General features: G+C 58.5%; 23 protein-coding genes, 1 tRNA gene and 1 riboswitch. Of the genes, 14 read left to right on the forward strand and 10 right to left on the reverse strand.

What is annotated here, in order from left to right:
- The first annotated feature begins 18 nt into the window (after positions 1-18).
- Positions 19-94, forward strand: a tRNA-Lys gene (locus tag PH562_RS03565).
- 99 nt (positions 95-193) lie between these two features.
- On the opposite strand, the gene PH562_RS03570 is transcribed toward PH562_RS03565, so the two are convergent.
- Positions 194-406 (reverse strand): hypothetical protein, encoded by a 213-nt coding sequence (locus PH562_RS03570; protein ID WP_285171461.1) that lies wholly within the window; start codon positions 404-406, stop codon positions 194-196.
- Between the two features lie 140 nt (positions 407-546).
- On the opposite strand from PH562_RS03570, the gene PH562_RS03575 reads away from it, so the two are divergent.
- Together PH562_RS03575 and PH562_RS03580 are read left to right on the forward strand one after the other, a co-directional pair.
- A complete protein-coding gene (locus PH562_RS03575; protein ID WP_285171462.1) occupies positions 547-1,116 on the forward strand; it encodes a hypothetical protein in 570 nt (189 codons plus the stop codon).
- Positions 1,113-1,403 carry a hypothetical protein gene (locus tag PH562_RS03580; protein ID WP_285171464.1) on the forward strand — a complete coding sequence of 97 codons (291 nt, stop codon included), beginning with the start codon at positions 1,113-1,115 and terminating at the stop codon, positions 1,401-1,403. The genes PH562_RS03575 and PH562_RS03580 overlap by 4 nt, the downstream gene beginning before the upstream one ends.
- Before the next feature lie 103 nt (positions 1,404-1,506).
- On the opposite strand, the gene PH562_RS03585 is transcribed toward PH562_RS03580, so the two are convergent.
- The gene (locus PH562_RS03585) at positions 1,507-1,803 is read right to left on the reverse strand and encodes a hypothetical protein (protein WP_285171465.1); all 297 of its coding nucleotides are present in this window, start codon (positions 1,801-1,803) and stop codon (positions 1,507-1,509) included.
- Between the two features lie 1,096 nt (positions 1,804-2,899).
- Here PH562_RS03585 and PH562_RS03590 point away from each other — a divergent pair.
- A complete protein-coding gene (locus PH562_RS03590) occupies positions 2,900-4,360 on the forward strand; it encodes an FAD/NAD(P)-binding protein (RefSeq protein WP_285171466.1) in 1,461 nt (486 codons plus the stop codon).
- A 208-nt stretch (positions 4,361-4,568) separates the two neighbouring features.
- Positions 4,569-5,036, forward strand: a complete 468-nt coding sequence (locus PH562_RS03595; RefSeq protein ID WP_113230601.1) for an RrF2 family transcriptional regulator — start codon at positions 4,569-4,571, stop codon at positions 5,034-5,036.
- Between the two features lie 23 nt (positions 5,037-5,059).
- On the opposite strand, the gene PH562_RS03600 is transcribed toward PH562_RS03595, so the two are convergent.
- Complete coding sequence (locus tag PH562_RS03600) at positions 5,060-6,277, reverse strand: SfnB family sulfur acquisition oxidoreductase (protein WP_285171468.1); 1,218 nt, start codon at positions 6,275-6,277, stop codon at positions 5,060-5,062.
- Between the two features lie 713 nt (positions 6,278-6,990).
- On the opposite strand from PH562_RS03600, the gene PH562_RS03605 reads away from it, so the two are divergent.
- The 8 genes from PH562_RS03605 to PH562_RS03640 all read left to right on the forward strand — a co-directional run bounded on the left by PH562_RS03605 (position 6,991) and on the right by PH562_RS03640 (position 17,740).
- Positions 6,991-8,406 (forward strand): FAD/NAD(P)-binding protein, encoded by a 1,416-nt coding sequence (locus PH562_RS03605; protein ID WP_113230603.1) that lies wholly within the window; start codon positions 6,991-6,993, stop codon positions 8,404-8,406.
- 196 nt (positions 8,407-8,602) lie between these two features.
- Positions 8,603-8,819: riboswitch (cobalamin riboswitch) on the forward strand.
- 108 nt (positions 8,820-8,927) lie between these two features.
- Complete coding sequence (locus PH562_RS03610; RefSeq protein ID WP_285171469.1) at positions 8,928-9,341, forward strand: DUF1636 family protein; 414 nt, start codon at positions 8,928-8,930, stop codon at positions 9,339-9,341.
- Positions 9,342-9,351: 10 nt separating this feature from the next.
- Positions 9,352-10,131 (forward strand): ABC transporter ATP-binding protein, encoded by a 780-nt coding sequence (locus tag PH562_RS03615; protein WP_285171471.1) that lies wholly within the window; start codon positions 9,352-9,354, stop codon positions 10,129-10,131.
- Positions 10,132-10,151: 20 nt separating this feature from the next.
- Positions 10,152-11,111, forward strand: a complete 960-nt coding sequence (locus PH562_RS03620; protein ID WP_285171472.1) for an ABC transporter substrate-binding protein — start codon at positions 10,152-10,154, stop codon at positions 11,109-11,111.
- 62 nt (positions 11,112-11,173) lie between these two features.
- Positions 11,174-12,190 (forward strand): FecCD family ABC transporter permease, encoded by a 1,017-nt coding sequence (locus PH562_RS03625; RefSeq protein WP_285171473.1) that lies wholly within the window; start codon positions 11,174-11,176, stop codon positions 12,188-12,190.
- 281 nt (positions 12,191-12,471) lie between these two features.
- Positions 12,472-15,063 (forward strand): mechanosensitive ion channel family protein, encoded by a 2,592-nt coding sequence (locus tag PH562_RS03630; protein WP_285171474.1) that lies wholly within the window; start codon positions 12,472-12,474, stop codon positions 15,061-15,063.
- Between the two features lie 330 nt (positions 15,064-15,393).
- Complete coding sequence (locus tag PH562_RS03635; RefSeq protein ID WP_285171475.1) at positions 15,394-16,224, forward strand: response regulator; 831 nt, start codon at positions 15,394-15,396, stop codon at positions 16,222-16,224.
- Between the two features lie 184 nt (positions 16,225-16,408).
- The gene (locus PH562_RS03640) at positions 16,409-17,740 is read left to right on the forward strand and encodes a diguanylate cyclase (protein ID WP_285171476.1); all 1,332 of its coding nucleotides are present in this window, start codon (positions 16,409-16,411) and stop codon (positions 17,738-17,740) included.
- Positions 17,741-17,779: 39 nt separating this feature from the next.
- Here the strand turns inward: PH562_RS03640 and PH562_RS03645 are convergent, their stop codons facing one another.
- The 3 genes from PH562_RS03645 to PH562_RS03655 form a co-directional block, all read right to left on the reverse strand.
- Positions 17,780-18,799 (reverse strand): GlxA family transcriptional regulator, encoded by a 1,020-nt coding sequence (locus tag PH562_RS03645; RefSeq protein ID WP_348627044.1) that lies wholly within the window; start codon positions 18,797-18,799, stop codon positions 17,780-17,782.
- Between the two features lie 287 nt (positions 18,800-19,086).
- Positions 19,087-19,305 carry a YjiS-like domain-containing protein gene (locus tag PH562_RS03650; RefSeq protein ID WP_285171478.1) on the reverse strand — a complete coding sequence of 73 codons (219 nt, stop codon included), beginning with the start codon at positions 19,303-19,305 and terminating at the stop codon, positions 19,087-19,089.
- A gap of 66 nt (positions 19,306-19,371) precedes the next feature.
- On the reverse strand, positions 19,372-19,617 hold the full coding sequence (locus PH562_RS03655) for a hypothetical protein (protein WP_167077950.1): 246 nt from the start codon (positions 19,615-19,617) through the stop codon (positions 19,372-19,374).
- An 80-nt stretch (positions 19,618-19,697) separates the two neighbouring features.
- Here PH562_RS03655 and PH562_RS03660 point away from each other — a divergent pair, with 80 nt between their 5' ends.
- Positions 19,698-20,639, forward strand: a complete 942-nt coding sequence (locus PH562_RS03660) for a LysR family transcriptional regulator (protein WP_285171479.1) — start codon at positions 19,698-19,700, stop codon at positions 20,637-20,639.
- A gap of 35 nt (positions 20,640-20,674) precedes the next feature.
- Here PH562_RS03660 and PH562_RS03665 read toward each other — a convergent pair whose 3' ends face one another.
- The 4 genes from PH562_RS03665 to PH562_RS03680 form a co-directional block, all read right to left on the reverse strand.
- Positions 20,675-22,675 carry an ASKHA domain-containing protein gene (locus tag PH562_RS03665; RefSeq protein ID WP_285171555.1) on the reverse strand — a complete coding sequence of 667 codons (2,001 nt, stop codon included), beginning with the start codon at positions 22,673-22,675 and terminating at the stop codon, positions 20,675-20,677.
- Positions 22,676-22,729: 54 nt separating this feature from the next.
- Complete coding sequence (locus PH562_RS03670; RefSeq protein ID WP_113230614.1) at positions 22,730-23,059, reverse strand: hypothetical protein; 330 nt, start codon at positions 23,057-23,059, stop codon at positions 22,730-22,732.
- Position 23,060: 1 nt separating this feature from the next.
- Entirely contained in the window at positions 23,061-24,029 is a 969-nt protein-coding gene (locus PH562_RS03675; RefSeq protein WP_113230615.1) for a methyltetrahydrofolate cobalamin methyltransferase, read from the reverse strand.
- 102 nt (positions 24,030-24,131) lie between these two features.
- A complete protein-coding gene (locus tag PH562_RS03680) occupies positions 24,132-25,238 on the reverse strand; it encodes a methylenetetrahydrofolate reductase (protein ID WP_285171482.1) in 1,107 nt (368 codons plus the stop codon).

Raw genomic sequence — 25,238 nt, forward strand, 5'->3', positions numbered from 1 at the left:
GCCGCCAGCAAGCGGTACGGGTGATTAGCTCAGTTGGTAGAGCAGCTGACTCTTAATCAGCGGGTCGTAGGTTCGAGCCCTACATCACCCACCAAAAACTCCTTGAAAACGTTAGATAATTCGAAACGTCTCGAGGGTTTTCGGCCGTCCGGTTTCCAGCAGATTGGCGACGGCTTCCAATTCAAGTTCCGTGCTATTCCGGAATGCAGCGGGCTCGATCTTGCTCCAGCGGCTTTCCATGAGCCTCATCGCATCCCGCGCCAACTGCGCGGCGCGACTTCCTTCCCGTAACCGCAGCGATTTTCTCCGCACTCACTTCATTCGAAGCCTGACGCATCTCGCCCGGAACAAGATTTCCACGGTTTTTTAGGTACGGCAGGACGATGAATTTTTTGGTGGTGCTCATCTGCGTCTTCCTTCATGTTCTATAAATGTTCTCATTTTAAGAAGAGTCAAGCCTGAGAGAACTGGCGAGGTAGAGGCCTTGCTAATGCAACTGAGGGTATGAGAAAGATAGCTTGAGAAAATCCAGGCGAGCCGATCAAAATGTGTGAAGCAATGAAAGTGAAAACAGTCCGCTGGGCTGGCCGGGTCGCGGCGACCTTGTTCCTCGCTTTGCTTTTCCTCGCATTCTTGTCCGTCTTTTCAACAACGTTTGGGTACGGCTACTTGCCATCCACGTATTGGGCGGACGCGACGAGCTCCATTCGCATGGTGGTAGGCCTTGTCACGGCATTGTTGTCCGTCGTCGCCGTAGTCAAAGGTTTGCATGCCGTTGAAGGAGAAGTGAGGAAGATCGCTGCTGTATTGATAGCGCCGTTTTTCGGCTATTTTCTGGGAAGCGTGTCGATTCTTGTCAGTGGCCCCATGGTTGCGGCTGCAGTTGCCGGTCATCACGTTGAGCTCATTTACAAGGTGGCGGAAGCTAATGGAAAGGACCATCGGGGCTGCCGTTCACCGGTGGACCTCCAGGGGCTACCGCTTTTTTTTAAGAGTCTATGCCGAGTTTCGGATGACTTAAGGCTAACGCTCGCGCCCGGCACTCAAATTGTCATTGAGGGGAGAGGTACGAGCCTCGGCGCCTATGTGACGGCGTTTCATCATGTGGGATCATGAGACTTCTGGCTGTTTTGATCCTCATTTTCTTGGTCACGTCACCCACACTTGCGGAACAATCTGTAACGGCGAAGGTCTCTGTCTGCTTCACGCCGGCCGAACAATGCGAAGGGCGCATCGTGAATGCGATCGATCTCACCGGGCGCCGCTGGGCGCACAAAAATGACACCAATGCCGGTTTCCAATTCTTGTTATGTTCACGTGGTTTCCAGGGTGAGTTAGCGGCACCATTGGAAACCGGTATCCTTGGAATGCAGTCTCTTCCGAAAAATTTTGATTACTCTTAATCAGCGGGTCGTAGGTTCGAGCCATACATCACTCACCAAAAATTCCTTGAAAACGTTAGATAATTTGTGACGTGTCAAGGGTTTTCGGCTGCCCGATTGTCGGTCAGTCGGAGAGCCTGCCTAGCAGAAGACCGGTAAACAGCCCGAGTAGCGCCGTCACGATCAGGACCGAGCTCGTGGCTGTCGGATTTTCCTTTGCCACCTGCACCACGTTTCGGCCCTCGGAACGAGCATGGTCGGCTATAGTCGCAACTTTTCCCCTTGTCGAAGAAAGGGCCTCGTCGGCACGATCCGCGGCGCTGTCGATGCGCCTTGCCAATTCGGTGGAGAGCTTATCGATCTGGCTGCGGAGCTCGTTGAGCTGAGCGTTGATATCCTTGTCCAGCGCGACGTCGGCCATGGTGCCCTCCTTGATTGCGAGTAAGTTCCTCCAGGAACGAACGGAAGCTTGCTTTGGTTCCCGTCAGGTTGAACGACGTCTTTCGCAGTTGGAGAAGTTTTGAAACGGCCACGAAGCGGCCGGTATGCCAATGGCTTCAGCGCAGATGCAGGAGAAACGCGGTTGGCGCAGATATCGACATCGTGAAAAGAAATAGGGAAAGCCCATATTTCAGTCTTCGCATGCGGCGCGTCTTGATGCCGTCCCAGTCGTATCCCATAAGTATATCCTGTTTTCTTCGTGCTTTATTGATGCTGGAAATATTCCATGAATTGTTTGCGCGAAGCTTGTGAATTATTTTCATCGGAACGATGAATAAATACATCGGATTAGACAATCATGTGCTGCAATTTGCGTTTAATTTTTGTAAGTATAACCGAGCAGGTTCATTCCTGAAACAGAAGGAGCGGGTTCGGATGCTATCGCGGATCTTGCGCGATCTACAATCTCTGATTTGGCGGAATATCCGGCCCGGCGCTGATCGCGCGGTAACCAATCTGCATCACCAGATTAGGCTGTTGCTGTAAGCGGCATTCGTGCCTGCGCTCGGATAAGCCGGGCTGGCGGAATTACTCGATGATTGAACCGCGCCCAAATAACGCCCGACATGTTTGTCAGACGGCAATGACCGTCACCTTCAACGGCGCGCAATCAGTGTTTCTTATGCCCGCCTTCCATAACGCTGAACACAAAGATGGCGGCTAGAATCAGCACCAAGGTATAGTCGAACGCGGTGAGCAGACGAAGTAGTTCCATGATGTTTCTCCTCCCACAGAGAACATGAACCAGAACAACTACTAGTATGTTCCTCCAACGGGTGTATGCCAAGCTTTTTACATCTTGCGATGCAAAAACAATGTTGTGCGAGGCACAAATAATCGTTTGTTTGCAAAGGCATATCAGCACTGTATTGACTCTGTTGGTTGCAGAGGGGGCGGGCACGCGCTGCAATCGTGTTGTCAACAAATTTTATAGAGTATATTTCTATCTCAATGATAATTGCTGTTGCCGACGGATGTAGAATTCGTGTGGCGATCGATCTGGAGGAAGTTGGCTATTGACCATTGACCTGGAGCATAAGGCGCCTGATCTGCCTGTTATCGTCATAGTCGGCGGCGGCGTTTCCGGGACGGCGGTTGCTTTCCATTTGCTACAGAAACAGCCGGTGCAGGCCGGTCAGCTCTTTATATTCGAGCCGAGGGAGCGTCTAGGGGCAGGGCTTGCCTACGACACGCAAGATCCTGCCCACCGCATCAATGTGCCGGCGGCAAAAATGAGCCTGCTGCCCGACGACGTCGAACATTTTCAGCGCTGGTTGCTGGAGAATGACGCGCTTGCCAATGATGATGCGGCGGTCGCCCTCAATGGCAGTTTTTTTCCGCGGCGCTCCGTTTTCGGCAACTATATCAATAGCATGATCCGCCCTTTTCTTGAGAATGGGCGGCTCCTCCATATCAGGCAAAGTGTCGAACGCATTCAGAGGAGGGGCGACCGCTGGACGGTCACCGGTACTGATGGACAGCGTGTGGATGCCGATATTCTTGTCATCGCCACCAGCCATCCGTCCCCCTTGCCGCCACCAGTGCTGCAGGATGCGCTTGCCGATCACCCGCGCTTCATTCCCGATCCGACACGACCGGATGCGCTTGCGGCCATTCGCGCCGAGGATCGCGTTCTGGTCGTCGGCAATGGCTTGACCTCGGCCGATGTCATAGCCTCGCTTGAGCTCAGGGGTCATAAGGGGCCGGTTACCGCCATATCCCGACGCGGTCTGCGCTCGCGCGGCCATGCGGCGGTCAAGCAGGAGCCTTTCGGCGATTTCGCCACGCAGCCGTCGAAGACGGCAGTCGAGTTGTTGCGCGGTGTGCGAACCGCCATCCGCAAGGCGCAGGCCGAGGGCCGCAGCTGGCATGCCGTCATCGATCAGGTGAGGGCGCAAGGCGGGCATGTCTGGCATGCGCTGCCGATTGCGGAGCGGCGGCGTCTCGTCCGGCATTTGAGGCCATTCTGGGATGTGCATCGGTTTCGCGTCGCACCGCAGGTGGAGGCTGCCAGCGAAGGAGCGCTTGCAAGCGGCCGGCTGGAAATACTGGCGGCTTCGGTCGCGGCTGTCGGCGTCGCCGATGGCATCGTCGACTGCACTCTGCGACTCAGCCGCTCAGAGCTGTCCGTTGAAAGGCAATTCGATGCGGTCGTGGTCACCACCGGACCAGGGCACCGCGGGATCCTGCAATCGCAAGGCTGGATCGATGAGCTATCTAAGGCCGGTTATCTCGCAATGGATCCAGCGCGACTGGGGTTTTTCTGCGATACGCAATCACGGGCGCTTGCCGGCGATGGTACGCTGGTTCCTTCCTTGTTCATCTCCGGACCGCTTGCGCGCGGAACCTTCGGCGAATTGATGGGATTGCCCGAGGTGATCGAGCATGCCGTTCTGGTGGCCGACCAGGTGGCCGGCGCGATCGCCGATTACAGGCGTGGGCAAGGCAAGACATATTTGGATAGCAGCGCCGCCTAAAATCCAAGAAAAGCCGCAAAATCGTTGCTTAGACGATACATTTGCCTAAATTTACTCATATAAACTATACAATTTGTGAGTTACTATCTTGTTCCCACGAGATTGCGGGGTTACTTCCGCAGTCCCATGCTGACAGGATCTGCCCGTTGAGTCTCTTTCGAGCTATGCCGGGTTTTCAACAATTGACTTTGCAGTAAAGCGGACGGCGATGCTTACGAAAAAAGGAAAGTACGGACTGAAGGCGCTGGTGGATCTCGCACGCCTTGGTCCGGGTGAAACCGCGTTCATCAACGATATCGCGTTACGCAACAATATCCCGAAGAAGTTTCTGGATACCATTCTCCTCGAATTGCGAAACGCCGGCGTGTTGCGTTCGAAGAAAGGTCCGGGCGGTGGTTATTCGCTGTCACGTCCTGCATCGGAAATCCGCATCGGCCATATTATCCGCACCCTGGACGGTCCGTTGGCACCTATCCGCTGCGCCAGCCGCACGGCCTATGAAGCCTGCGATGACTGTTCCGATCCGGAGCGCTGTCAGGTTCGGCGCTCGATGACTGAGGTGCGGGACGCGATTGCCGAGATTCTCGACAACATGTCGCTCGAGCAATTTGTTGCCGGCGGCGCTGACGCTGATCTGCCGGAACGGGAAGACCGCCGGGCTTCACACATCGGCTGACCTTGTCGATTCTCCTGCGCCCATTAAGGTAATGAGGTCTTCGATGGCTTTACGCCGTTGAGATGGTAGTTGCCGACGATGTGGTATTTCCGGCGGGCCGGTTCATGCAGGGTGTGAATGCGGGCGTTACGCCAGTGGCGGTCGAGGTTCAGTCCGATGCGCGCAGACTCCGTGCCCGCAAGCTCGAACAGCGCGTCGGCTGCTTCCATCGCCATATCGGCCGTAATCGTCTGGGCCGCCGCAACGGAGAGCGCGGCGTCGATAACATGATCTTCGGTGAGATTGATCTGCGCGGCATCGATCTTGCCGCCGGCGCGCTCCACCATCGCCGTCGCCGCTTCGATGCGGATGGCAATTTCGCCGATCCTTGTCACGATCAGCGGATCGTTGACGGATCGCTCATCCCCGTTGCCTTCCCCTGAGTGCGAGCGCGTCCGCACGAATTCCATCGTCGCCGTCAGCGCGGAACGGGCAATGCCGAGATTGATGCCGGCGCGCGTGAGCTGGTTCACGCTATCGATCACTGTGGGCTCCGCCAGCTTTTCCCGATGCAGGAGAAGGGCGTCGCCATTGAGATAGACATTATGCAATATGGTCGTGCCGTTTCCGGAAGTGCGCTGACCAAAGCCATCCCAGTCGTCGATGATCTGGATGCCCTCCGTATTTCTGGACACGACAGCGGCTATCAGCCCTTTGCGTTTGTCCGCCGCGAATAGCGCGATCCAGTCCGAAAACAGAATGCTGGCGGAAGGCCGGCTCCGTCCGTTGACGCGGAATCCGAGCCCGTCCGCGGTCAGATGCAAGGGGTGCTGGTCGGTGCCGCTTGCACCGGATTCGGAAAAGATGCCGCCGAAACGATCGCCGGTAATGGCACGCTCGAAAAGGGATGCCCGCTGGTCCTCGCCGCCCGCAATTCTCACCGCTTCCAGCACATGAAAATGCGTTTGCAGTATCTGTGCTATGGAAGGATCGGCCTCGGCGAGGGTGGCAACGACCTCGGCGAGAACGCTGTTCGAAATATCGATGCCGCCATGTTCCGACGGAACGGAAATCCCGAGCAGGCCTGACTGCGATAGGGCCTCGAGCTCGTCATAGGGCAGAATGCGGTTGATATCCCGATCGCTTGCATGCTGAGCGAAGGCGGCCGCGAGCGAACGCGCGATGTCGAGCGCTTCCTCTTCGCTTTGGATGCGATGGGCAGGCGGTCTGACGCGTTCGTGCAACTGCGAAACAGTCCCCATTCACCACTCCTCGGCCAGCGCCAAGTCGGTTTCTCAGGCGCAGCAAATCGCTGCGATCTTAATTTCGATAGATGGAGTGTACAACGGATTTTCCTGGTGCATTCATATCGCGCCCTCGGACACGATAGGCGTCGACCACGAAAATTGTAAGCGCGCGGCCCGATATAATACGTTGAGGATAGAGGTTGCGAGCCCTCTTTCCTGCGGCCAACGAATAGCGAAAGCTGCTTCATAAGCTGATCTTAGAGCTTGGAATTGCTTTCCTTTTTTGCCCGTCGACGTGAGTGCAGGATACGAAGGGAGTGTCCGGCCGTCGGCCGTTTTCCGTGCCGCAGCTTGGTCGACCCTATTCCGACCGGACAAGAAAGCACTTGCTAGCAGCGCGTTTTCGCGCTTTCATATACGACTAAATAAGTAGACAATAGCAATAATTCTGCTGCCCGATGGCTTTTGACGAAGTAATCATATGGCGGCCGATTGCAGGCATCTGGTGTTGGATCGGAGTTGGACCTGCCTGTCGCATCTTTCATTTTGGAAGGGTCCTGATTGAAGAAGCGCGACGCGTATTGAGAACGGAAGCGGCTTTCGTGCGTTCTGTCGGCCGCGGTTCCAAGGTTGCCGAGTTCCGGATATCGGCGTCTGTGTTTCCGGACCTGTGAAGTGAGCAAGCCCAAGAAAGGCATGATCGACCACCTCTTGCCCCAGGAGTTGATATGACGGTTCAGGGATTCTTTTCCGCCAGGACGAACGCGACGGCGCAGCCTTATGCGATGCCGCGCATTGCCGTGATTGGGCGCGGTTTTTCCGGCATGATGATGGCGATCGCCCTGATGAAGACGGTGCGCTTTCCCTTCCATCTGCAGCTTTTCGATCCCAATTCCAGCGTCAGCGGCGGTCAGGCGCTCGCCTCCGGACATAGCAGCGAAATTCTCAACAGCCGTGTTCGCGATCTTTCCGTTTCCGCCGGCGATCCCGACGATTTCAATCAATGGCTTTGCGGCAATGCGCCTTTCCGCAGCGCCGTGCCCGCCGCCATACCCGGTTTTTTGCAGATCTTCGTGCCGAAGAGCATTTTCAGCGACTACGTCTATCAGCGCTTTTCGGAAGCCTTCTCGTCACGGCGGGATGTGGCGGTGCAGGTCAGCAGTGAGACGGTCTTCGGGCTTCGGCGCGTTCGTGGCGGCCGTTTCGCAGTGGAAAGCGATGGCGCCGCCAATGCGCCTTTCGACATGGTGGTGCTGGCGACAGGCTATGGCATTAGCGATCACGAATTCCAGGCCAGCGATCTCGTGACCGTGCCGACCACGGTGCGCGCGCGCCGTCTCGTGTCGCGACCGCATACGATCCTGCTCGGAAGCGGCCTGCGCGTTGTCGATCGGCTGCTGCAGATGCGTGAGAGCGGCTATACGGGGCAGATCACTATCGTTTCGCGGCGAGGCTTTCTGCCGCAGAGCCACACGCGCAATAATGCCGATCCGGTTTTCCCTGCCGACGAGATGCCCGGCAAGCTCAGCGAGATCGTCCGCTTCGTCCGCAAGGCTTGCGGCGAGGCGGAGGCGAACGGCCAGAGCTGGCAATCCGTCATGAACGGCTTGCGCAAGCATGCGCGCTCGCTTTGGCGATCCCTGCCGGCAGGGCAGAAGCAGCAGTTCAATCGCCATTTGCGGGCGCTTTATGACAGCCATCGCAATCGGCTGCCCGAAGCGCTGCATGTGCGCCTCAATCAGGAGCTTGCCGAGGGTAATACACTGCTGCGGCGCGGTCATTTTATCCGCCGCACGCCGACCGGGCTGGTTTTGAAGCCGGCTGGCCGGCAGGAGACCGAGCAGCTCTACGCCGACGACGTAATCGACTGTCGGTGCCAGGCGCCCGACCTGAACGCACCCTTGCTGCGTAGCCTCATCGATGCCGGCCTTGCGGTGCCTGACGAGCTTGGCCTCGGTCTCGCCGTGGAGGCGACAGGCTCGCTCGAGGTCAACGGGCGCACGACGGAGGGGCTTTTTGCGATTGGTCCCTTGGGACTTGGAAGTCTCCCCGACATCGATCTGGTGCCTGAGATCGTGACGCAGGCCTATGCGGCGGCAGAGAGTGTCGCGGAGCGTTTCCATCCTCAATGCAAGGCGGTCTGACAGCTCTGCGGCTTCTTCCATTTTGGATCGTGTTTGCGGTGCCTTCGCATGTGCATATCGCAGTTTCAGCCGCGAGCGGAGATAGTGGCTTGCTATCTGTTATGTAATAACGTAACAGATTGTTGTCGCTTAAGCCGAAGCTCCAGGACAAATGAAAGTGCATATGACATCGCCGTTGCCCGCATCCGCTTTCTGTGACATGAATACCGCCGATGGTGCTGCTTTCGGATCGATCCTGATAGCGGCTGAAAAGGGAACACGGTGCGGATTACCCATCAGGGGCCAAGACCGTGGCTGCCCCCGCAACTGTAAGCGGAGAGCGCGTTCGCAATATGCCACTGGCGTTAAGCCGGGAAGGCGCGAACGAGTTGTGACCCGCGAGCCAGGAGACCTGCCATCGACGATATCAACCGCAACGGACGGGGTGTTCCGATGGAAAATCAGTGGTTGGGCGAGGGCGCCGCTGCGTCCGCTGGCCCTATCTTGACTGTGCCTCCGGCGAAATCTCCGGGAGGCATCTCATGGATAATACAAAAGAGGCGACGCACCGGATCACCGTGTGCACCAACTGCCGTTATGTCGGCAAACCATGCCGGCCGGGCCTCGAGCTCCTGAAGCATTTGCAGATGGCGATCTCCCAGGCTGGCGCTGCACTTGCGGATGATTTCTGCCTGGAAGGCAGTGTCTGCATGGCGGGTTGCGAACGGCCGTGCACGGTCGCTTTCCAGGCCAAGGCAAAGGCGACGTACCTCTTCGGTGACATAGAGGATGCGAAAGATATAGGTGCCCTCATCTCCTTCGCGAAGCTTTATCGGGATCGCCCCGATGGGCTGAGCCGCGAAAGCGAACGCCCGCGAGCGCTGGCAGGCAAGACCCTTGCGCGCATTCCCGCCGCCATCGTTTCAGCCGAACGCCAGCTGGTCGTGTTGCAATAGGAGCCGGGTCATGTCCGAACGAAGCGCACGACTGGAAGCAGACGGCATCAGCTGGGGTGCCCAGAAGGGAATGCCGATCATTAGCGGTATTACGCTGTCCGTCGAGGCTGGCGCCCGGCTTGCAATCATCGGTCCGAACGGAGCCGGTAAGTCGACCTTGCTACGCTGCCTCTATCGCTGCCTCAAGCCGCAGCGGGGCAGGGTGCATCTCGACGGCGTGGATCTATGGTCCATCGGTCCGCGGGAGGTGGCGCAGCGGATCGCCGTCGTGCCGCAGGAGACGCCAGGCGATTTTCCTTTCAGTGTGCGGGATGTGGTGTTGATGGGGCGTATTCCGCATCGCAAGGGCATGGCGCGCTGGAGTGATCGCGATCACGACGTCACCGCCGCAGCCCTTGCGCGGCTGGAGTTGGAAGCTTTGGCACCGCGGCAATTCGCGTCGCTGTCCGGCGGCGAGAAGCAACGGGCGCTGATCGCCCGTGCCTTGGCGCAGGAGCCGGAGCTCATCATCCTCGACGAGCCGACCAATCACCTCGATATCCGACACCAGCTCGAGATTCTTGAGCTACTCAAGGGACTCGGCCCGACGATCATCACCACACTGCACGATATCAATCTCGCCGCTGATTTTGCGACGCAGATCGCCGTCATGGATTGCGGGCGGCTCACGGGCCACGGCGAACCTGCCGAAGTCCTGACTGTGGAGCACGTCTCGAGCGCTTTCAGGGTCGGCACGCGGCTGCATCACACCGACGGCGGCCCGCAACGATTTTCCTTTTCCCTTCGATAATACGATCATTGGAGTTATTCATGTTTTCTCGCATATCCCTACCTGCCGCGGCCTTGCTTATCGGAAGCCTGTTTGGGGGAACGACATTCGCCAAGCCCGTCACCGTGCGCAGCTGCAATCGCGATGTAACCTTCGACAAAGCGCCGGAGCGGGCCGTTTCCAACGATGTCAACCTGACCGAGATGATGCTGGCGCTGAAGCTGCAGGACCGCATGGTCGGCTATACCGGCATTTCCGGCTGGAAGACGCTGGATGAGAAGCTGCGTGGCGGCGTGAAGGAACTGCCGGAGCTGTCGCCGAAATATCCGAGCAAGGAGGTGCTGCTCGGTGCCAACGCGGATTTCTTTTTTGCCGGATGGAACTACGGCATGAAGGTCGGCGGCGAGGTAACTCCGGAAACGCTCGCCCCCTTTGGCATCAAGGTTTATGAGCTGACCGAATCCTGCATCTTCGTCATGCAGAAGAACAAGCCGACCATGGACGACATGTTCGTTGACCTCCTCAATCTCGGCAGGATCTTCCGTGTCGAGGACAGGGCGGAAGCGCTCGTCGCCGGTTATCGCAAGCAGCTTGCCGAGATCCAGGCGAGGATCGGTCATGTCGACAAGCCGACCAGCGTCTTCGTCTATGACTCCGGTGAGGAGAAGCCGTTCACATCGGGGCGCTACGGCATTCCAACCGCATTGATCGAGGCTGCCGGCGGCGTCAACGTGATGGACGACGTCCAGAAGAGCTGGACGGAGGTGTCCTGGGAGCCGGTCATCGAGAAGAACCCGGAAGTGATCGTCATCGTCGATTACGGCCAGGTGACTGCCGCCCAGAAGATCGCCTTCCTCAAGGGCAATCCGGCTGTCAAGAATATCGATGCCGTAAAGAATGACCGCTTCGTGGTTCTGCCCTATGTGCAGGCGACGCCGGGGCCGCGCAACATCGAGGCCATTGCCACGCTTGCCAAGGCCTTTCACCCGAGCGCCATGTAATCGTCTGCAATGTCGATCCGTCCAGTTCATCACGGGGCGGATCTCTTCCTCAAGATTTAAACATGCGCCTCAACCTCTCTATTCTCATCCCCTTGCTCGCGATCGGCTTTATCCTGTCGATCACCACCGGTGTGTCGCTCGGTTCGACATCCATTCCGTTCTCCACTGTCTGGTCGATCATCGGCAACAGACTGCATGCGGGTGCCTTTCCGGTTATCTGGTCCAGCGGGCAGGAAAGCATTGTCTGGGACGTCCGTTTCCCGCGCGTTGTTCTGGCGGCGCTCGTCGGGGCGGGGCTTGCCATCACCGGCGCCGTCCTGCAGGCGCTGACGCGAAATCCATTGGCGGACCCGCATCTCCTCGGCGTCTCCTCCGGGGCGGCATTCGGCGCTATTCTGGCGCTGTTGCATACCGGGCTGATCCTCGGCCTGTTGACGGTGCCGTTGTTCGCTTTTGCCGGCGCCTTACTCGCAACCGCGGCCGTCGGGCTGACGACGCGGCTGACGCGCTCGCAATCGGCCGATCGGCTCGTCCTGTCGGGCGTGGCGGTTGCCTTCGTGTTCACGGCACTTGGCAACCTCCTGATCTTTCTGGGCGATCCGAGAGCCGCCAACACCGTTGTCTTCTGGATGCTGGGCGGGCTAGGACTGGCACAATGGCAGCATCTTATCTATCCCGCCGGCATCCTGCTGCTCTGCCTCGTCTTGCTTCTCCCGAAGACGAGGGAGCTCAATGCACTTGCGATGGGCGATGAAACGGCCGTTACACTTGGCATTGCCGTCGCGCAGTTTCGCCTGTTGCTCTTCGTCATCACGGCGCTGCTGACCGGCGTGATGGTCGCCTTTTCAGGCGCAATCGGTTTCGTCGGGTTGATGGTGCCGCATTTCGTGCGGCTGATCGTGGGTGGGGATAATGTGCGTGTGGTGCCGCTGAGCGCCGCTTTCGGCGCATTGACCTTGATCTGGGCTGATATCATCGCGCGCCTGGTCATGGCTCCAGAGGACATGCCGATCGGCGTGGTCACCGGGCTTGCCGGAGGCGTCGCCTTCATCCTGATACTGCGGAGCGGACGCGCATAGATCGACCCATTGCCAAGCTGTTTTCCTGGCCTATTTCCGGCGGGCATGGTCGATGCGACAGGGCGTCGCCAAGATGAGAGCGGGCGATACCCGGTTTTGAGCGAGATTGCGGACAGGATAAGGGCATGGAATGCCTTCGTGTCGCCTTTCTTTGTCTTACAAGGCGTACGCGTAAAGACTATGGAATTCGCAATCCTACTATAGGGCGACTCGAGTCTCCATTTTTGCGGCGATTTCGGTCATCCACCGCCTGCGACTTCATGTGCAACGAGGAGCTCTGCTTGCGCCCGCTGAAATCTCGTCTTTTTCTATTGTCCCTTTTGCTACTGGGATTGAGCGTGTTTACCGCCATCAACCCGTTGGCGGGGGCTGCCCTTGCGCAGGATCAGCAGCCGGCCCAGGCGTCGCAGCAAACGGATCAACAACCCGGGCAGCTCGCCAATGGGCTGCTGGATGCAGCCGTCACCGATCTGGGCAAGGCAAAGAAGACCTACGCATCGCTTCAGGAGGCAGCGAAGCAGGCAACAGCGGACGATGAAACGCTCGTGGCGCTTTCCGGCCAGGTTGACGAACTCAATCGCACCACTGCTGCTATTTCCGCGCGCCTGAAACCCCGTACCGCTGAGATCGATGCACGCCTGACACAACTCGGTGCAGCTCCGAAGGAAGGCCAGCCACCCGAGGCTCCGATCGTCGCGCAGGAGCGCGAAAGGCTTAATGCCGAACGCTCGCAGATCAGCGCCGTGATCCTCGATGCAGACAATCTGACCGCAGAAAGCAGTCGGCTTTCGATGCAATTCATGGAGATGCGCCGAAAGTTGTTTGCGGAGACGCTATTCAAGCGGACGGAGGTTTCCACCACGACATTCGACGATGCAGGCGCGGCCCTGGTCGACGAGGGCGTCAAGTTCAGTACCGCCGTGACGAGCTGGATCGGCTTTGTGCTCAAGGCCAAGCTTGCCTCGTTCCTGGCCGCCGTCTGCCTGTCGATCGGCGCTGCACTGATATTTCTTGTCGGTGGTTATCGGCTGTTCCGCCGCTACTACGTGCAGGATGAGGCCGTCGAGAACCCGCCCTATATCAGCCGACTCTCCGTTGCCTTCTGGTCGACGCTGATCCGCACGTTGTCGCTGGCGGCCTTTCTCGTCACATCCTTCTTCTTCCTCTCGAATTTCAATGTGCTGCGGCCTGATATCGCGCCGATACTGGCGGCGGTCTTCGGCTTCATCGGCCTCGTCTATTTTGTCGGCCGCCTCAGCAATGCCGTTTTCGCGCCGTTCCGGCCGCATTGGCGCCTGGTCAAGCTGTCGAACAAAGGGGCACATTCGCTCACCTGGTGCCTGCAGGCCATGGCTGTGGTCAACGGGCTGGATTACGTCTTCGACCGCATCAGCGAGTCCCTGGGATCGCCGGTCGTCGTTACCGTCGCGAAAAGCTTCCTGGCGGCACTGCTGATCGGTCTTATCCTGATTGCGGCCTCCTTCGGCTCGCCGATGCTGGCCAAGAATGGCGATCCGGATGCGCCGGGCCGCCATTGGCCTCATGGGATGGCCATCATTCTTCGAGTTCTCGGCATATTGGTGATCTTCACCTCGTTCATCGGCTATGTCGGGTTGGCCCGCTTCATGGCGACGCAGATGATCGTGACGAGTGCCGTCATCGCGACCATGTATCTCGGCTTCCAACTCGGCAAGGCCGTGTCCAAGCAGGGCGTCTTTGCCGAAACGATCATCGGCCGCTTTCTGGAAAATCGCTTGACGCTACGTGAAGTGGCACTCGATCAGGCCGGTCTCGCCGCCGGTCTTGCGACCTACGCCGTCGCGCTGCTGACGGGCATTCCGCTCATCCTGCTGTCCTGGGGTTTCCATATCCAGGATCTGGAAACCTTCGCTTACAGGCTCTTCACCGAGATCAAGATCGGGAACATGTCGATCTCGCTGCTCGGCATCTTCGTCGGCATTCTGCTGTTTGCCGGCGGCTATTTGGTCACGCGCTGGTTCCAGCGCTGGCTCGACAGCAATGTCATGGCGCGCGGACAAGTGGATCTGGGTGTCCGCAACTCGGTGAGAACCGGCATCGGCTATCTCGGCATAGCATTGGCGGCGATCTTTGCCATTTCCGCTGCCGGCATCGATTTGTCCAGCCTGGCGCTCGTCGCCAGTGCCCTCTCGGTCGGTATCGGTTTCGGCCTGCAAAATATCGTGTCGAACTTCGTGTCCGGCCTCATCCTGCTGGTCGAGCGGCCGTTCAAGGTCGGCGACTGGATCGTCTCGGGAACATCGGAAGGTATCGTCAAGCGCATCTCGGTGCGCGCGACCGAGATCGAGACCTTCCGCAAGCAGTCGATCATCGTGCCGAATTCCGAGCTTATCAATGCGTCCGTCGGCAACTGGACGCATCGCAACAGGCTCGCCCGCTCCGAAATCCCCGTATCCGTCAGCTATGATACCGATCCTCGCAAGGTCATGGATATCCTGCTGGAGCTGGTGCGCTCGATTCCGAAGGTTCTCAGGAATCCGGAGCCGCATGTGGAGTTCCTGCGCTTCGGTCCATCGTCGCTCGATTTCGAGATGCGCTTCTATCTGTCCGATCTCTCCGACGGCATGGAGATTCGCAACAATCTGCGCATCGAAATCCTGAAGCGCTTTAATGAGGAGGGGATTTCCATTCCCTATCCGCATCAGGAGCTGCATATCGTTCGCGAGGGCAGACGAGGCAGGCAGCCGGATATCGCAGCCGATGCCTTGGTGGATTTTGCAGACGGGCCTGAGGCTGAGGATGACGTGAAAGACGATTCCGCTTTGTTGGACGAAGGCAAGGTATCAGAAGCGAAGAGCACAGGCCGGCGCCGGGGCAGGACCGCGGCGGAGTGATCTGATTACCGGCAGAACCCGGTGAAGCAGAGCCATGGTGTCGCGAGCGGGAATGATGCCGGTCGTCGCTTCCGGTGGGTTCCGCTCGGAAGTTCGCAGTTTGCGCTCCTCGACGGAAGCGTGTGGCGCTCTTCGGGATTGTTTCTCTCGTGTCGGATCCAGGATCTCGAGCATGTCGCCGCCGCGGGAGTCCAGGCGATAACGCGCCTGGAAAGCGGCAAATGAGGGCTGTTTTCTTCACCTCCGGGAAACCAGTCGGCTTAACAAATCCGCAAAGGCTTTGTTCTAAAAGAATACAGAGGGGATCATTTTCAAAAACAGGTTTTCATTATGCCATTTCTGGGTGTTTCGGGGATGCAATATTCCGGTGCGTCTCTTGCCGGCTCGCGCATTCTTCTCGTTGAAGATTCCAACCTTTTTACATCGATGGTCAGTACGAAGCTGAAGGAGCTTCTGGACATCGACGTCGAGATCTGCCGCAATTTCGAAGAACTGCAGCTCGCCTACGACAAGTCGTCGGAGCCGATCAAGCTGGCGATCTCGAACATGAACCTGCCAGGCGCCGAGAAGGGAGAGGCATTGGCCTATCTTGTCGATCTCAGCATTCCAACGATCGCCTTCACAGGTACTTTTCTCGAAGGCACGCGCGACGAGCTGATCGCCAAGGATGTGGTGGATTACATTCTCAAGGACAATGTCTTTGCGGTGGATATGCTGGCGGAATCGATCTGCCGTTTTTTGACCAACCATCGTCACCATGTCCTTATCGTTGACGATAGCGCGACGGCGCGCGCTTTGCTGTCCAGCCGGCTGAAACGCTACAATTTCCGCGTCAGTGTTGCGGAGAATGGTGCAAAAGCACTCGAAATCTTGAAGGCCAGCCCGGATGTCGGCCTTATGGTCACGGACTACAATATGCCCGACATGGACGGCTTCGAGCTGACGCGACGTATTCGCGCGACCACCGGCTCCCATGAGTTGCGCATCATTGGCGTCTCGTCATCCAACAACCGGCTGCTTTCCGCCCGCTTCCTCAAGGCGGGTGGCAATGATTTCATCCTCCGGCCATTCATCGATGAGGAGTTCTACTGTCGCGTGAATCAAAATCTCGACACTCTGTTGCAGATTCAGTCGGCTCAACCGAACGGAAAGAGCTCGTAGGGGCGGCAAGTCAGGCAAAACAGCCTTAAGAAAAGTGAGGAAAAATCACTTTTATGTAAATCTCCGCAATCAGCGGTTCCAATTTTTTCACGAATCCTGTTCAGGATACGTGCAAGACGGTTTGGCAGACCTGCAATTGACTGAATATTCATGCACCTGATGGTGTGGGAGGAATTGACGGGAAATGGTACTGCATGTGGGATCCTTCGGCGGCGGCATCAGCCACCGCAATGGCAGCCAGAAAATACTTCTGGTCGAGGATTCGCGCATGTTTTCCGCGGTACTATTGCATCGGTTCGAAACCGAACTCGGCTTGGCTGTAACGCATTGCTCTTCCTTGAAAATGCTGAACGAGGTGCTGGCGGGGCCCGATAGCAGCTTCACGATGGCGGTGATCGATCTCAACCTTCCGGATGCTGCCCATGGAGAAGCCCTGGATGTTGCCGTTGCCCATGACTTTCCCACCATCGTCTTTACGGCGTCTTTCGACATGGCGACGCGCAATCGCATCATGGAGCGCAATGTCGTTGACTATGTGCTCAAGGACGGCGAGTTCGCCCTCGACAATCTCGTCTCCTCGGTAAGGCGTGCCATTGCCAACCGGTCGATGCGCGTTTTGGTTGTGGACGATGTGCCTTCAGCCCGCAAAATGCTGACGGATTTGCTCCATGCTCAGCAATTCCAGGTCGCCGAAGCCGGCACGGGTATCGAAGCCCTGGCGATGCTTGAGACATTCGACGACATCGAAATCGTCGTCACTGATTACAATATGCCTGATATGAACGGCCATGAGCTGACCCGCCGCATCCGCCATCGCTATGGCTCGGATCGAATGCGGATCATCGGCATATCATCTTCGAACGATCGTTTGCTGTCTGCGACATTCCTGAAGGCCGGCGCGAGCGATTTCATCTACCGCCCCTTCGTCCAGGAGGAGCTGCAATGTCGTATCGCGTTGAACGTCGAGACGCTGTCACAGCTGAAACAACTGCGGGCGGCAGCGGCTAGCGATTATCTGACCGGGCTCTACAACAGGCGCTATTTTTATGATCATGGCCCGCGGCTGGTCAACGAATGCCTGCGTCGCCAGCGTCCAAGCTCGGTTGCCATTCTCGACATCGATCACTTCAAGAAACTGAACGACACCTATGGTCACGAGATCGGCGATCAGGTGTTGAAAGCCGTTGCCGGCCGACTGCACGGGTTGCTGGAAGGCACCGACAATCTGCTCTCCCGCCTCGGTGGGGAAGAATTCGCCATTCTTTTTGCAGAGATGAATTCGCGTGCGGCGACCGCGCTATGTGATGAAGTCCGCCTCAGCCTTGCCAGCCTGAAGGTTCATGCCGACGACGAAGAGCTTTCGGTGACTGTTTCCATCGGCGTGGCGGAAATTGCCGGCTACGAGTCCTTCGACAATTATCTCAACGCCGCGGACCAGTTTCTCTACATGGCGAAGCACAATGGCCGAAATCAGGTCTATTCCGATTTCAAGATGGCCCAAGAGGCGGCCCAGTAAGCCGCCTGCCTGATCCGCTTGCCTTGATTTCCATCGCCCTCACACGACGATGCCGGTACGGTTGGTCGACATGGTCAGTTTGCGCTCGGCGCGCTCCTGCTGTGGCGAGCGATTATAGAGTTCGCGATAACACTTGGAGAAGTGCGAGGCGGATACGAAGCCGCAGGCGACCGCCACTTCGACGACCGGCATGGAGGATTGCACCAGCAGATGCCGTGCGCGATCCAGGCGAATCTCGAGATAGTAGCGGGCCGGAGAGCGGCCCATTTCCTGGCGGAACAGGCGCTCGATCTGTCGGCGCGACAGGCCGGCATCGTCGGCGATTTCCAGAAGCGACAGCGGCTCGGCGAGGTTGCTTTCCATCAGCTCGATGATCGACAGCACCTTGGAGTTCTGAACGCCTAGGCGCGCACGCAGCGGCAGGCGCTGGCGGTCGTGCGGGCTGCGGACGCGATCGGTCAGCTGCTGCTCGCAGACGCGGTTGACGAGGTTCTCGCCAAAGTCCTGACCGATGAGATTGAGCATCATGTCGAGAGAGGCCGTGCCGCCGGCGCATGTATAGAGATTGCTGTCGACCTCATAGAGATCGGCATAGACTTCCGCCTGCGGGAAGGTTTCCGAAAAGCCCGGCAGATTTTCCCAGTGGATCGCACAGCGCTTGCCGTTCAACAGGCCCGCCTGGGCAAGCACATGGGCGCCCGTACAGAGGCTGCCGACGGCCACACCGCGATTGTAGGTCTCGCGCAGCCAGGCATTGACCGACTTGTTGTGGAATTCTTCGACATAGATGCCGGAACAGACCAGTACCATGTTCGGGCGGTTCTCTCCGCCTAGATAGCGACGCTCGTCGGTGAGGGAGGAATTGACCTCCAGTCCAATGCCGCTGGAAGAATAGACTTTCTGACCGTCCGTCGAGGCAAGCCGCCATGTGTAGGCGGGATAGCCCAGCATGCGATTGGCAATCCGCAGCGTCTCGATCGCAGCAGAAAACGGCAGCATGGTGAAATGCGGAACAAGGAAGAAAACCAGGGAGCGCGTCTTGATGGGGGTCTTGCTCATGTCGTGAAAATCCATGTTCCAGGGCCGTTACGTATTCCTTGCGTCAAATACGTCGGCCCGATGGTCTATAAGCGACATTGGCATGGATAATCGCGGCCGCAAAGGGATATTTGCGTCTACTATGAAAAATACGGGCATGAAGGAGAGAAGCGAAGCGGAGGCGAGCGATATGCTCAAGCGACGAAATATATTTGTGGGTAATTCTCAGGATTAAAATGCGATTCGCATCTGGATGCGGAAATGTTCAAAAGGCGACGCTCGCTTGGGTTGAGCGTCGCCTTCAGTTGTTATGCTCTTTCACTATCATCGGTGGCTTTCGGCTTCTTGATTTCGTTTGCGGCCGGCCAGCCCAAGTCCTTGCGCATGTCATCGGACAGAGATTCGAGCTCGCGAAGGGAGCGCCACTGCTGCCAGCGATCAGCGATGCGAGAAAAGAAGGGCATGTAACTTCCGCCTGACGGAAACGGGTTCCGCGTGCCGGTCTGTCTATAGCTGATGGTCGTCATTTTCAGGGTCCTTTCAGTGTCAACCGCTCAAAATGTCACGGGTTTAATATGGGCCTGCCAGATCCATCAATCAAACGAATAGATCTTATAGCTGCCATTAGTATTCTTGAACGAACGCAGCTTGCCGGGCTTTCGCTCAAGCGCCGCCAAGGTGCGATCCGGCGGGAGGCCGCGCGCATTGACGTCATCGATCAGATGAGCGGGAAAGCGGGTGGCAATCTCGTCGAGCGTGTGCTGCGCCATGCGCTGAATTTTGCGGAGGCGTAGGAGAGAGAAAAGCCGTGAGGCTTCGTCTGATACCATGCCAGCCATTATCTTACTCCTTCGAGGCTGTCTGCGATGAATTTCCATTACGTCTAATATGGTGCTTCGTTGACATTCAGACAAATGAAATGATATGGTGCTTAACATCAGAAAAATTGAAGGTAATCGATATGACCGTACCGTTTCGCCGGCCCATACCGTTGCTTGACAATGAAGTTCTGCGCACCTTCGTCGCGATTGCCGAAACCGGAAATTTCTCGACTGCGGCCGATGCCGTCTTTCGCACGCCGTCAGCTGTTTCCATGCAGATCAAGAAGCTGGAAGAGCAGCTCGGTGTCACGCTGTTCCTGCGCGATGCGCGCTCGGTGAGCCTGACGCAGCACGGCGAAATGCTGCTCTCCTATGCCCGCAATATTCTGGCACTCTCCAATGAGGCGGTGTCGCGCTTCATCATGCCCGAACTTAGCGGCGTGGTGCGGCTTGGCGCTCCCGACGATATCGGAGAGCGGCTGCTGCCGAGCATCCTTAAAAGCTTTTCAGAGAGCTATCCCGGCATCATGGTCGATGTAACAGTCGATATGAGCATCCAGCTCAAGAAGCGCATCGAAGAGCAGCGGCTGGATCTGGCGCTGATCAATTGCGCGACGCGTCCTTTCCCGACCGAAGGTGAAGTGATCTACACGGAGCGTCTCGTCTGGGCAGGTGCCAAGTGCGGTACCGCCTATCGCCGCGATCCTCTGCCGATTTCCATCTGGGAGGAGGGCTGCATCTGGCGGTCGGAAGCGATGGCGCAGCTGGAGCGGCAGAAGCGTGCTTATCGCGTTTCCTATCTCAGCGCCCATACAATGGCGCAGCGCGCCGCGATCGTCTCCGACCTTGCCGTGGCGCCATTCCCACGCTCCTACATCACCGATGATATGGAAATACTCGGGCCGAATGAAGGGCTGCCGGAGCTGACGTCCTTCGACATCCGTCTGCTGACGGCATCGCAGATGACCGGACCGATGAAGGCGGTGGCAGACAGCATCCGCCAGGCTTTTGTCGAGATCGGACGCAAAATGGCCGCGTGAACCGCGGTCAACCATCTCTTGGCCAAATTGTTTTCTTACTCGCGGCTGCGGCGACGCCTGCGGCCGCCGCTTTCTCCGCTATCGTCAGAGGTTTGCTTGCGCTCGGGCAAAGTCACGACCTTCGAGAGCTCCGGGAAGGCGTCAACCTTGTTCGGCAGGGCCATGGCGTAGACGAAATGCTCCTGAAACTTTGACTCAAGTGCCGTCTCTATCTTCTCGATTTTCCTGACCGTTTCCTCGATCTCGCGGCGATGGCCGCGGTTGAGTAGTGCCATGCGCGCGCCCGTGCCGGCGGCGTTGCCAACGGCCTTGACCTTGTCGAGTTCGCAGTCGGGAATGAGTCCCAGCACCATCGCATATTTGGGATCGATGAAAGTGCCGAAGGCGCCGGCAAGGCCGATGCGGTCGACGTGATCGATGCCCTGCTTATCCATCAGCAGCTTGACGCCGGCATAAAGCGCTGCCTTGGCAAGCTGGATGGCGCGGATATCGTTCTGTGTCACCGTGATGCGCTGTTCGCCGTCGCGCAGCAGATAGGAGTATGTGCGGCCGTTCTGAAGGATGCGCGGCGAGCGTGCAGCCATCGAGCCATCGACGACGCCATCTTCCGAGATGATGCCGGTCAGGAACATTTCTGCGACGACCTCGATGATAGCCGAGCCGCAGATGCCGGTTACACCAATCTTAGCTGCGGCTTCTTCGAAGCCCGGCTCGTCCGACCATGGCTCGATGCCGATGACGCGGTAGCGCGGCTCCAGCGTGACGGGATCGATGCGAACGCGTTCGATGGCGCCGGGGGCGGCGCGCTGACCACTGGAAATTTCCGCGCCTTCAAAGGCCGGACCTGTCGGCGAAGAGGCAGCGACGACGCGGTGACGGTTGCCGAGGACGATCTCGGCATTGGTGCCGATATCGACCAGCAGCATCATCTCATCCTGGCGATGCGGCCCTTCGGCAAGCGTTGCTGCAGCTGCATCGGCGCCGACATGGCCGGCGATGCAGGGCAGCATGTAGATGCGTGTGCCTGTATTCATCGGCAGGCCGATCTCGGCCGATTTCAGATGCACGGCTCCGGATACGGCAAGCGCAAAGGGCGCGCCGCCAAGTTCGGTCGGGTCGATGCCGAGGAACAGGTGATGCATGATCGGATTGCCGACGAAGACGGCGTTCAGAATATCCTCGCGCGACACGCCGCCATCGGCGCAGACCTTGTCGATCAAACCGTTCAGCGCTTCGCGGACGGCGTTGGTCATGGCTTCGCGGCCGTCCGGATTCATCATCACATAGGAGACGCGGCTCATCAGATCCTCGCCGAAGCGGATCTGCGGGTTGGAGGCGCCGGCTGAAGCGACGGTTCTGCCCGACAGCAACGACGACAGATGCATGGCGATTGTCGTCGAACCGATATCGCAGGCAATGCCATAAGCTTCGTTCTTCAAGCCGGGGTAGAGCGCGATGAGGCGAGGGCGCTCGCTATCCTGATCGCGATGAATAGCGGCCGTCACCTTCCACGCGCCCTTGCGCAGGATCGACTGCACCTGCGGGATGAGGTGGAAATCCACTTCGAGATTGTCGTATTTCCAGTCTGCTGCGATTGCTGCCTTAAGGCGATCCAGATCGCCAAGCGGCTTGTGCATGTCGGGTTCCTCGACCTCGACGTAGCACATATGCACGGCCGCATCTCGGGCGATGACACGCTCGTCGGCCGCCTTTCGCACCACCTGCGCATTGATGACGGTATCCTGCGGCACGTCGATGACCAGATCGCCCTGGATGAGGGCGGAACAGGAGAGACGGCGGCCGTCGGGCAGGTCGCGCACCTCGGCATAGCGCTTTTCCTTCGGCCCGATCGGCGAAAGATGATCATTGGCCGAGACGATCTTATGCTTGGCGAAATTGCCTTCCTGCACGGAGACCTGGCAACGCCCGCAGGTCGCACGGCCGCCACAGACGCTTTCGACATAGACACCGAGCTGACGGGCTGCCTCCAGCACGGGCGTTCCCACGGGGAAGTGGCCACGCTTGCCGGATGGCATGAAAAGGACGAGAGGTTTCGCGCTGTCGCTGGCTTCGGCCACGGATCAGCCTTTCTATTTGCTAAGGCGGCGCACGTTCGAGCGAACGCGCCTGCTATAGGGTTTTATCGCGGCGTGAGCGATCGCATCGGCGATGCTGCGCTGGCTTGTCGCGCCTGCAGCCGTCAGAGCCGCGAAACCCTGTTGCACCATTGCTGCGTTGACGGCAACGGCGCTTTCCGCCGCAGCCATCATCTTCTCTGAAAACATCCGGTTCATTTCAGCCGCGTTCACGCTGCCGGCAAGCGCGTCCATCCACATCTGCTGCAGCCGTATGGCGATCACGACAGGCGCTTGCAGCCAGAGTGTGGCAAGATCGTTGGAGAGGCCGCGACCGGATGCCATCTTATTCCCTCGCTGCTCCTGCACCCGCGCGCGCTGCACGCCCGCCGCGGCGTCCGCCGCCGGCGGCAGGTGCCGCCGTTGCTGCCGCAGCTGCGACGCCGCTTTCGGCCGGCTTGTAATCGCGGTAAGTCATGATCCAGTTGGTGCAATTGGCATCCGTGCCGTTCAGCACGTTGGCGGCGCGCACGGCTTCCATTTCCTGCGGGCGGCAAGGGTTCATGATCGCCGAGGTCATGCCTGCGCCGATGACCATCGGAATGAAACCGGCATTGATGCCGTGGCGATGCGGCAGGCCGAACGAAATGTTGGAAAGTCCGCAGGTGGTGTTGACCTTCAGCTCGTTGCGCAGGCGATGCAGCAGTGCAAAGACCTGACGGCCGGCGTCGCCCAGCGCCCCGATCGGCATGACGAGCGGGTCGACGACGATATCATGCGGCTTGATGCCGTGATCCATGGCGCGCTCGACGATCTTCTTGGCAACGGCGAAGCGTACATCCGGGTCCATGGAAATGCCGGTCTCGTCGTTCGAGATGGCGACGACGGGCACGTCGTATTTCTTGACCAGCGGCAGGATGGCTTCGAGCTTTTCCTCTTCGCCAGTGACCGAGTTGACTAGCGGCCGGCCCTTGGCAACCTTGAGTGCAGCTTCGATCGCAGCCGTGACCGAGCTGTCGATCGAGAGCGGTACGTCGACCAGACCCTGCACGATCTCCAGCGTCTGCACCAGAAGACCCGGTTCGGTCTCGTTCGGATTGACCGAGGTGACACCCGCGTTGACGTCCAGCATGGTCGCACCGGCGGCCACCTGTTCCAGAGCGTCTTTGATGACGGTATCGAAATTGCCTTCGATCATCTCGGCAGCGAGCTTCTTGCGCCCAGTCGGGTTGATGCGCTCGCCGATCACGCAGAAAGGCTGGTCGAAGCCTATGATGATCTCGCGGGTGGCGGAGGCAACGATGGTACGCGTCATATCTGATCCTCTGGTCAGTTGGCCCGATAGCAGGTCTATCGTGCAGTGATTTGGGTTACAAGCCGGCCGGTTCCTCTCCTGGCCCGCCTCTATCTATAGAACTCAATGCGCTTGCGGCGGCGTATGGTGGGCTGCAATCTCCGCCATGGCCTGCTGGTTTTCTTCCCTGCCTTCGCTGATCTGGTGCAGCCGTTCGGCGACCAGCGCATCGCTGCGGCTTGCCTCGCGCTTCCACGGCTGGCGGCCCTTCAGCACGCCGGAATCATGCACCATTTCAGCGACATATTCCTCCTGGCGGTAGGCCATGACGTGGATGCCGGAAACGCCCTCGATCTCCTTCACCTCGTTGATGATGTCGATGCAGAGCTGCTTGCCTTCCTTCTTCTGATCTTGTGCGCCCTCGATGCGCTTGATGACGGCATCTGGAATATGGACGCCCGGCACGTTCGAGCGCATCCAGCGGGCGGTCTTTGCCGAGGCGAGCGGGCCGACGCCGACGAGGATGAAGCACTTTTCGGTGAGGCCGAGATCGCGGACCTTCTTCATGTATTCGCGGAACATCGGCACGTCGTAGCAATACTGGCTCTGGACGAACTGCGCCCCGGCCTCGATCTTCTTCGCCAGCCGGTAGGGCCGGAAATCGTAAGGCGGTGCGAAGGGATTGATGGCGGCGCCGAGAAAGACCTTCGGCGGCGAGGTCAGCTTGCGGCCGGAGAGGAATTTCGCGTTGTCGCGCATGATGCGCACGGTTTCGAGCAGCGACATGCAATCGAGATCGAAGACCGGCTTGGCGCCCGGCTGATCGCCGGCCTGCACGCCGTCACCGGTCAGGCACATGATGTTGCAAACGCCCATGGCGGCTGCGCCCAGCACGTCGCCCTGGATAGCGATGCGGTTCTTGTCGCGGCAGGCGATCTGCATGATGGGCGCATAGCCCATGCGTGTCAGAAGCGCGCAGATGCCGACCGAGGACATATGGCAGTTCGCACCCGAAGCGTCGACGGCGTTGATACCGTCAACCCAGCCCTCGAAAATGGCCGCGCGCTCGTAGACGTCTTCGGCATTGGCGCTGTCGGGCGGGTTCAATTCGGCGGTCACTGCGAACTCGCCGCGGCGAAGCACGCGTTCCAGCCGCCCGAGTGAATAGTGGCCCGGCAGGGGATCGAGCGGCAGATGGACGCCAAGCGGGTTTTCATCGATATGCGACAT

This window comes from Rhizobium centroccidentale, assembly GCF_030182565.1.
Taxonomy (GTDB): domain Bacteria; phylum Pseudomonadota; class Alphaproteobacteria; order Rhizobiales; family Rhizobiaceae; genus Rhizobium.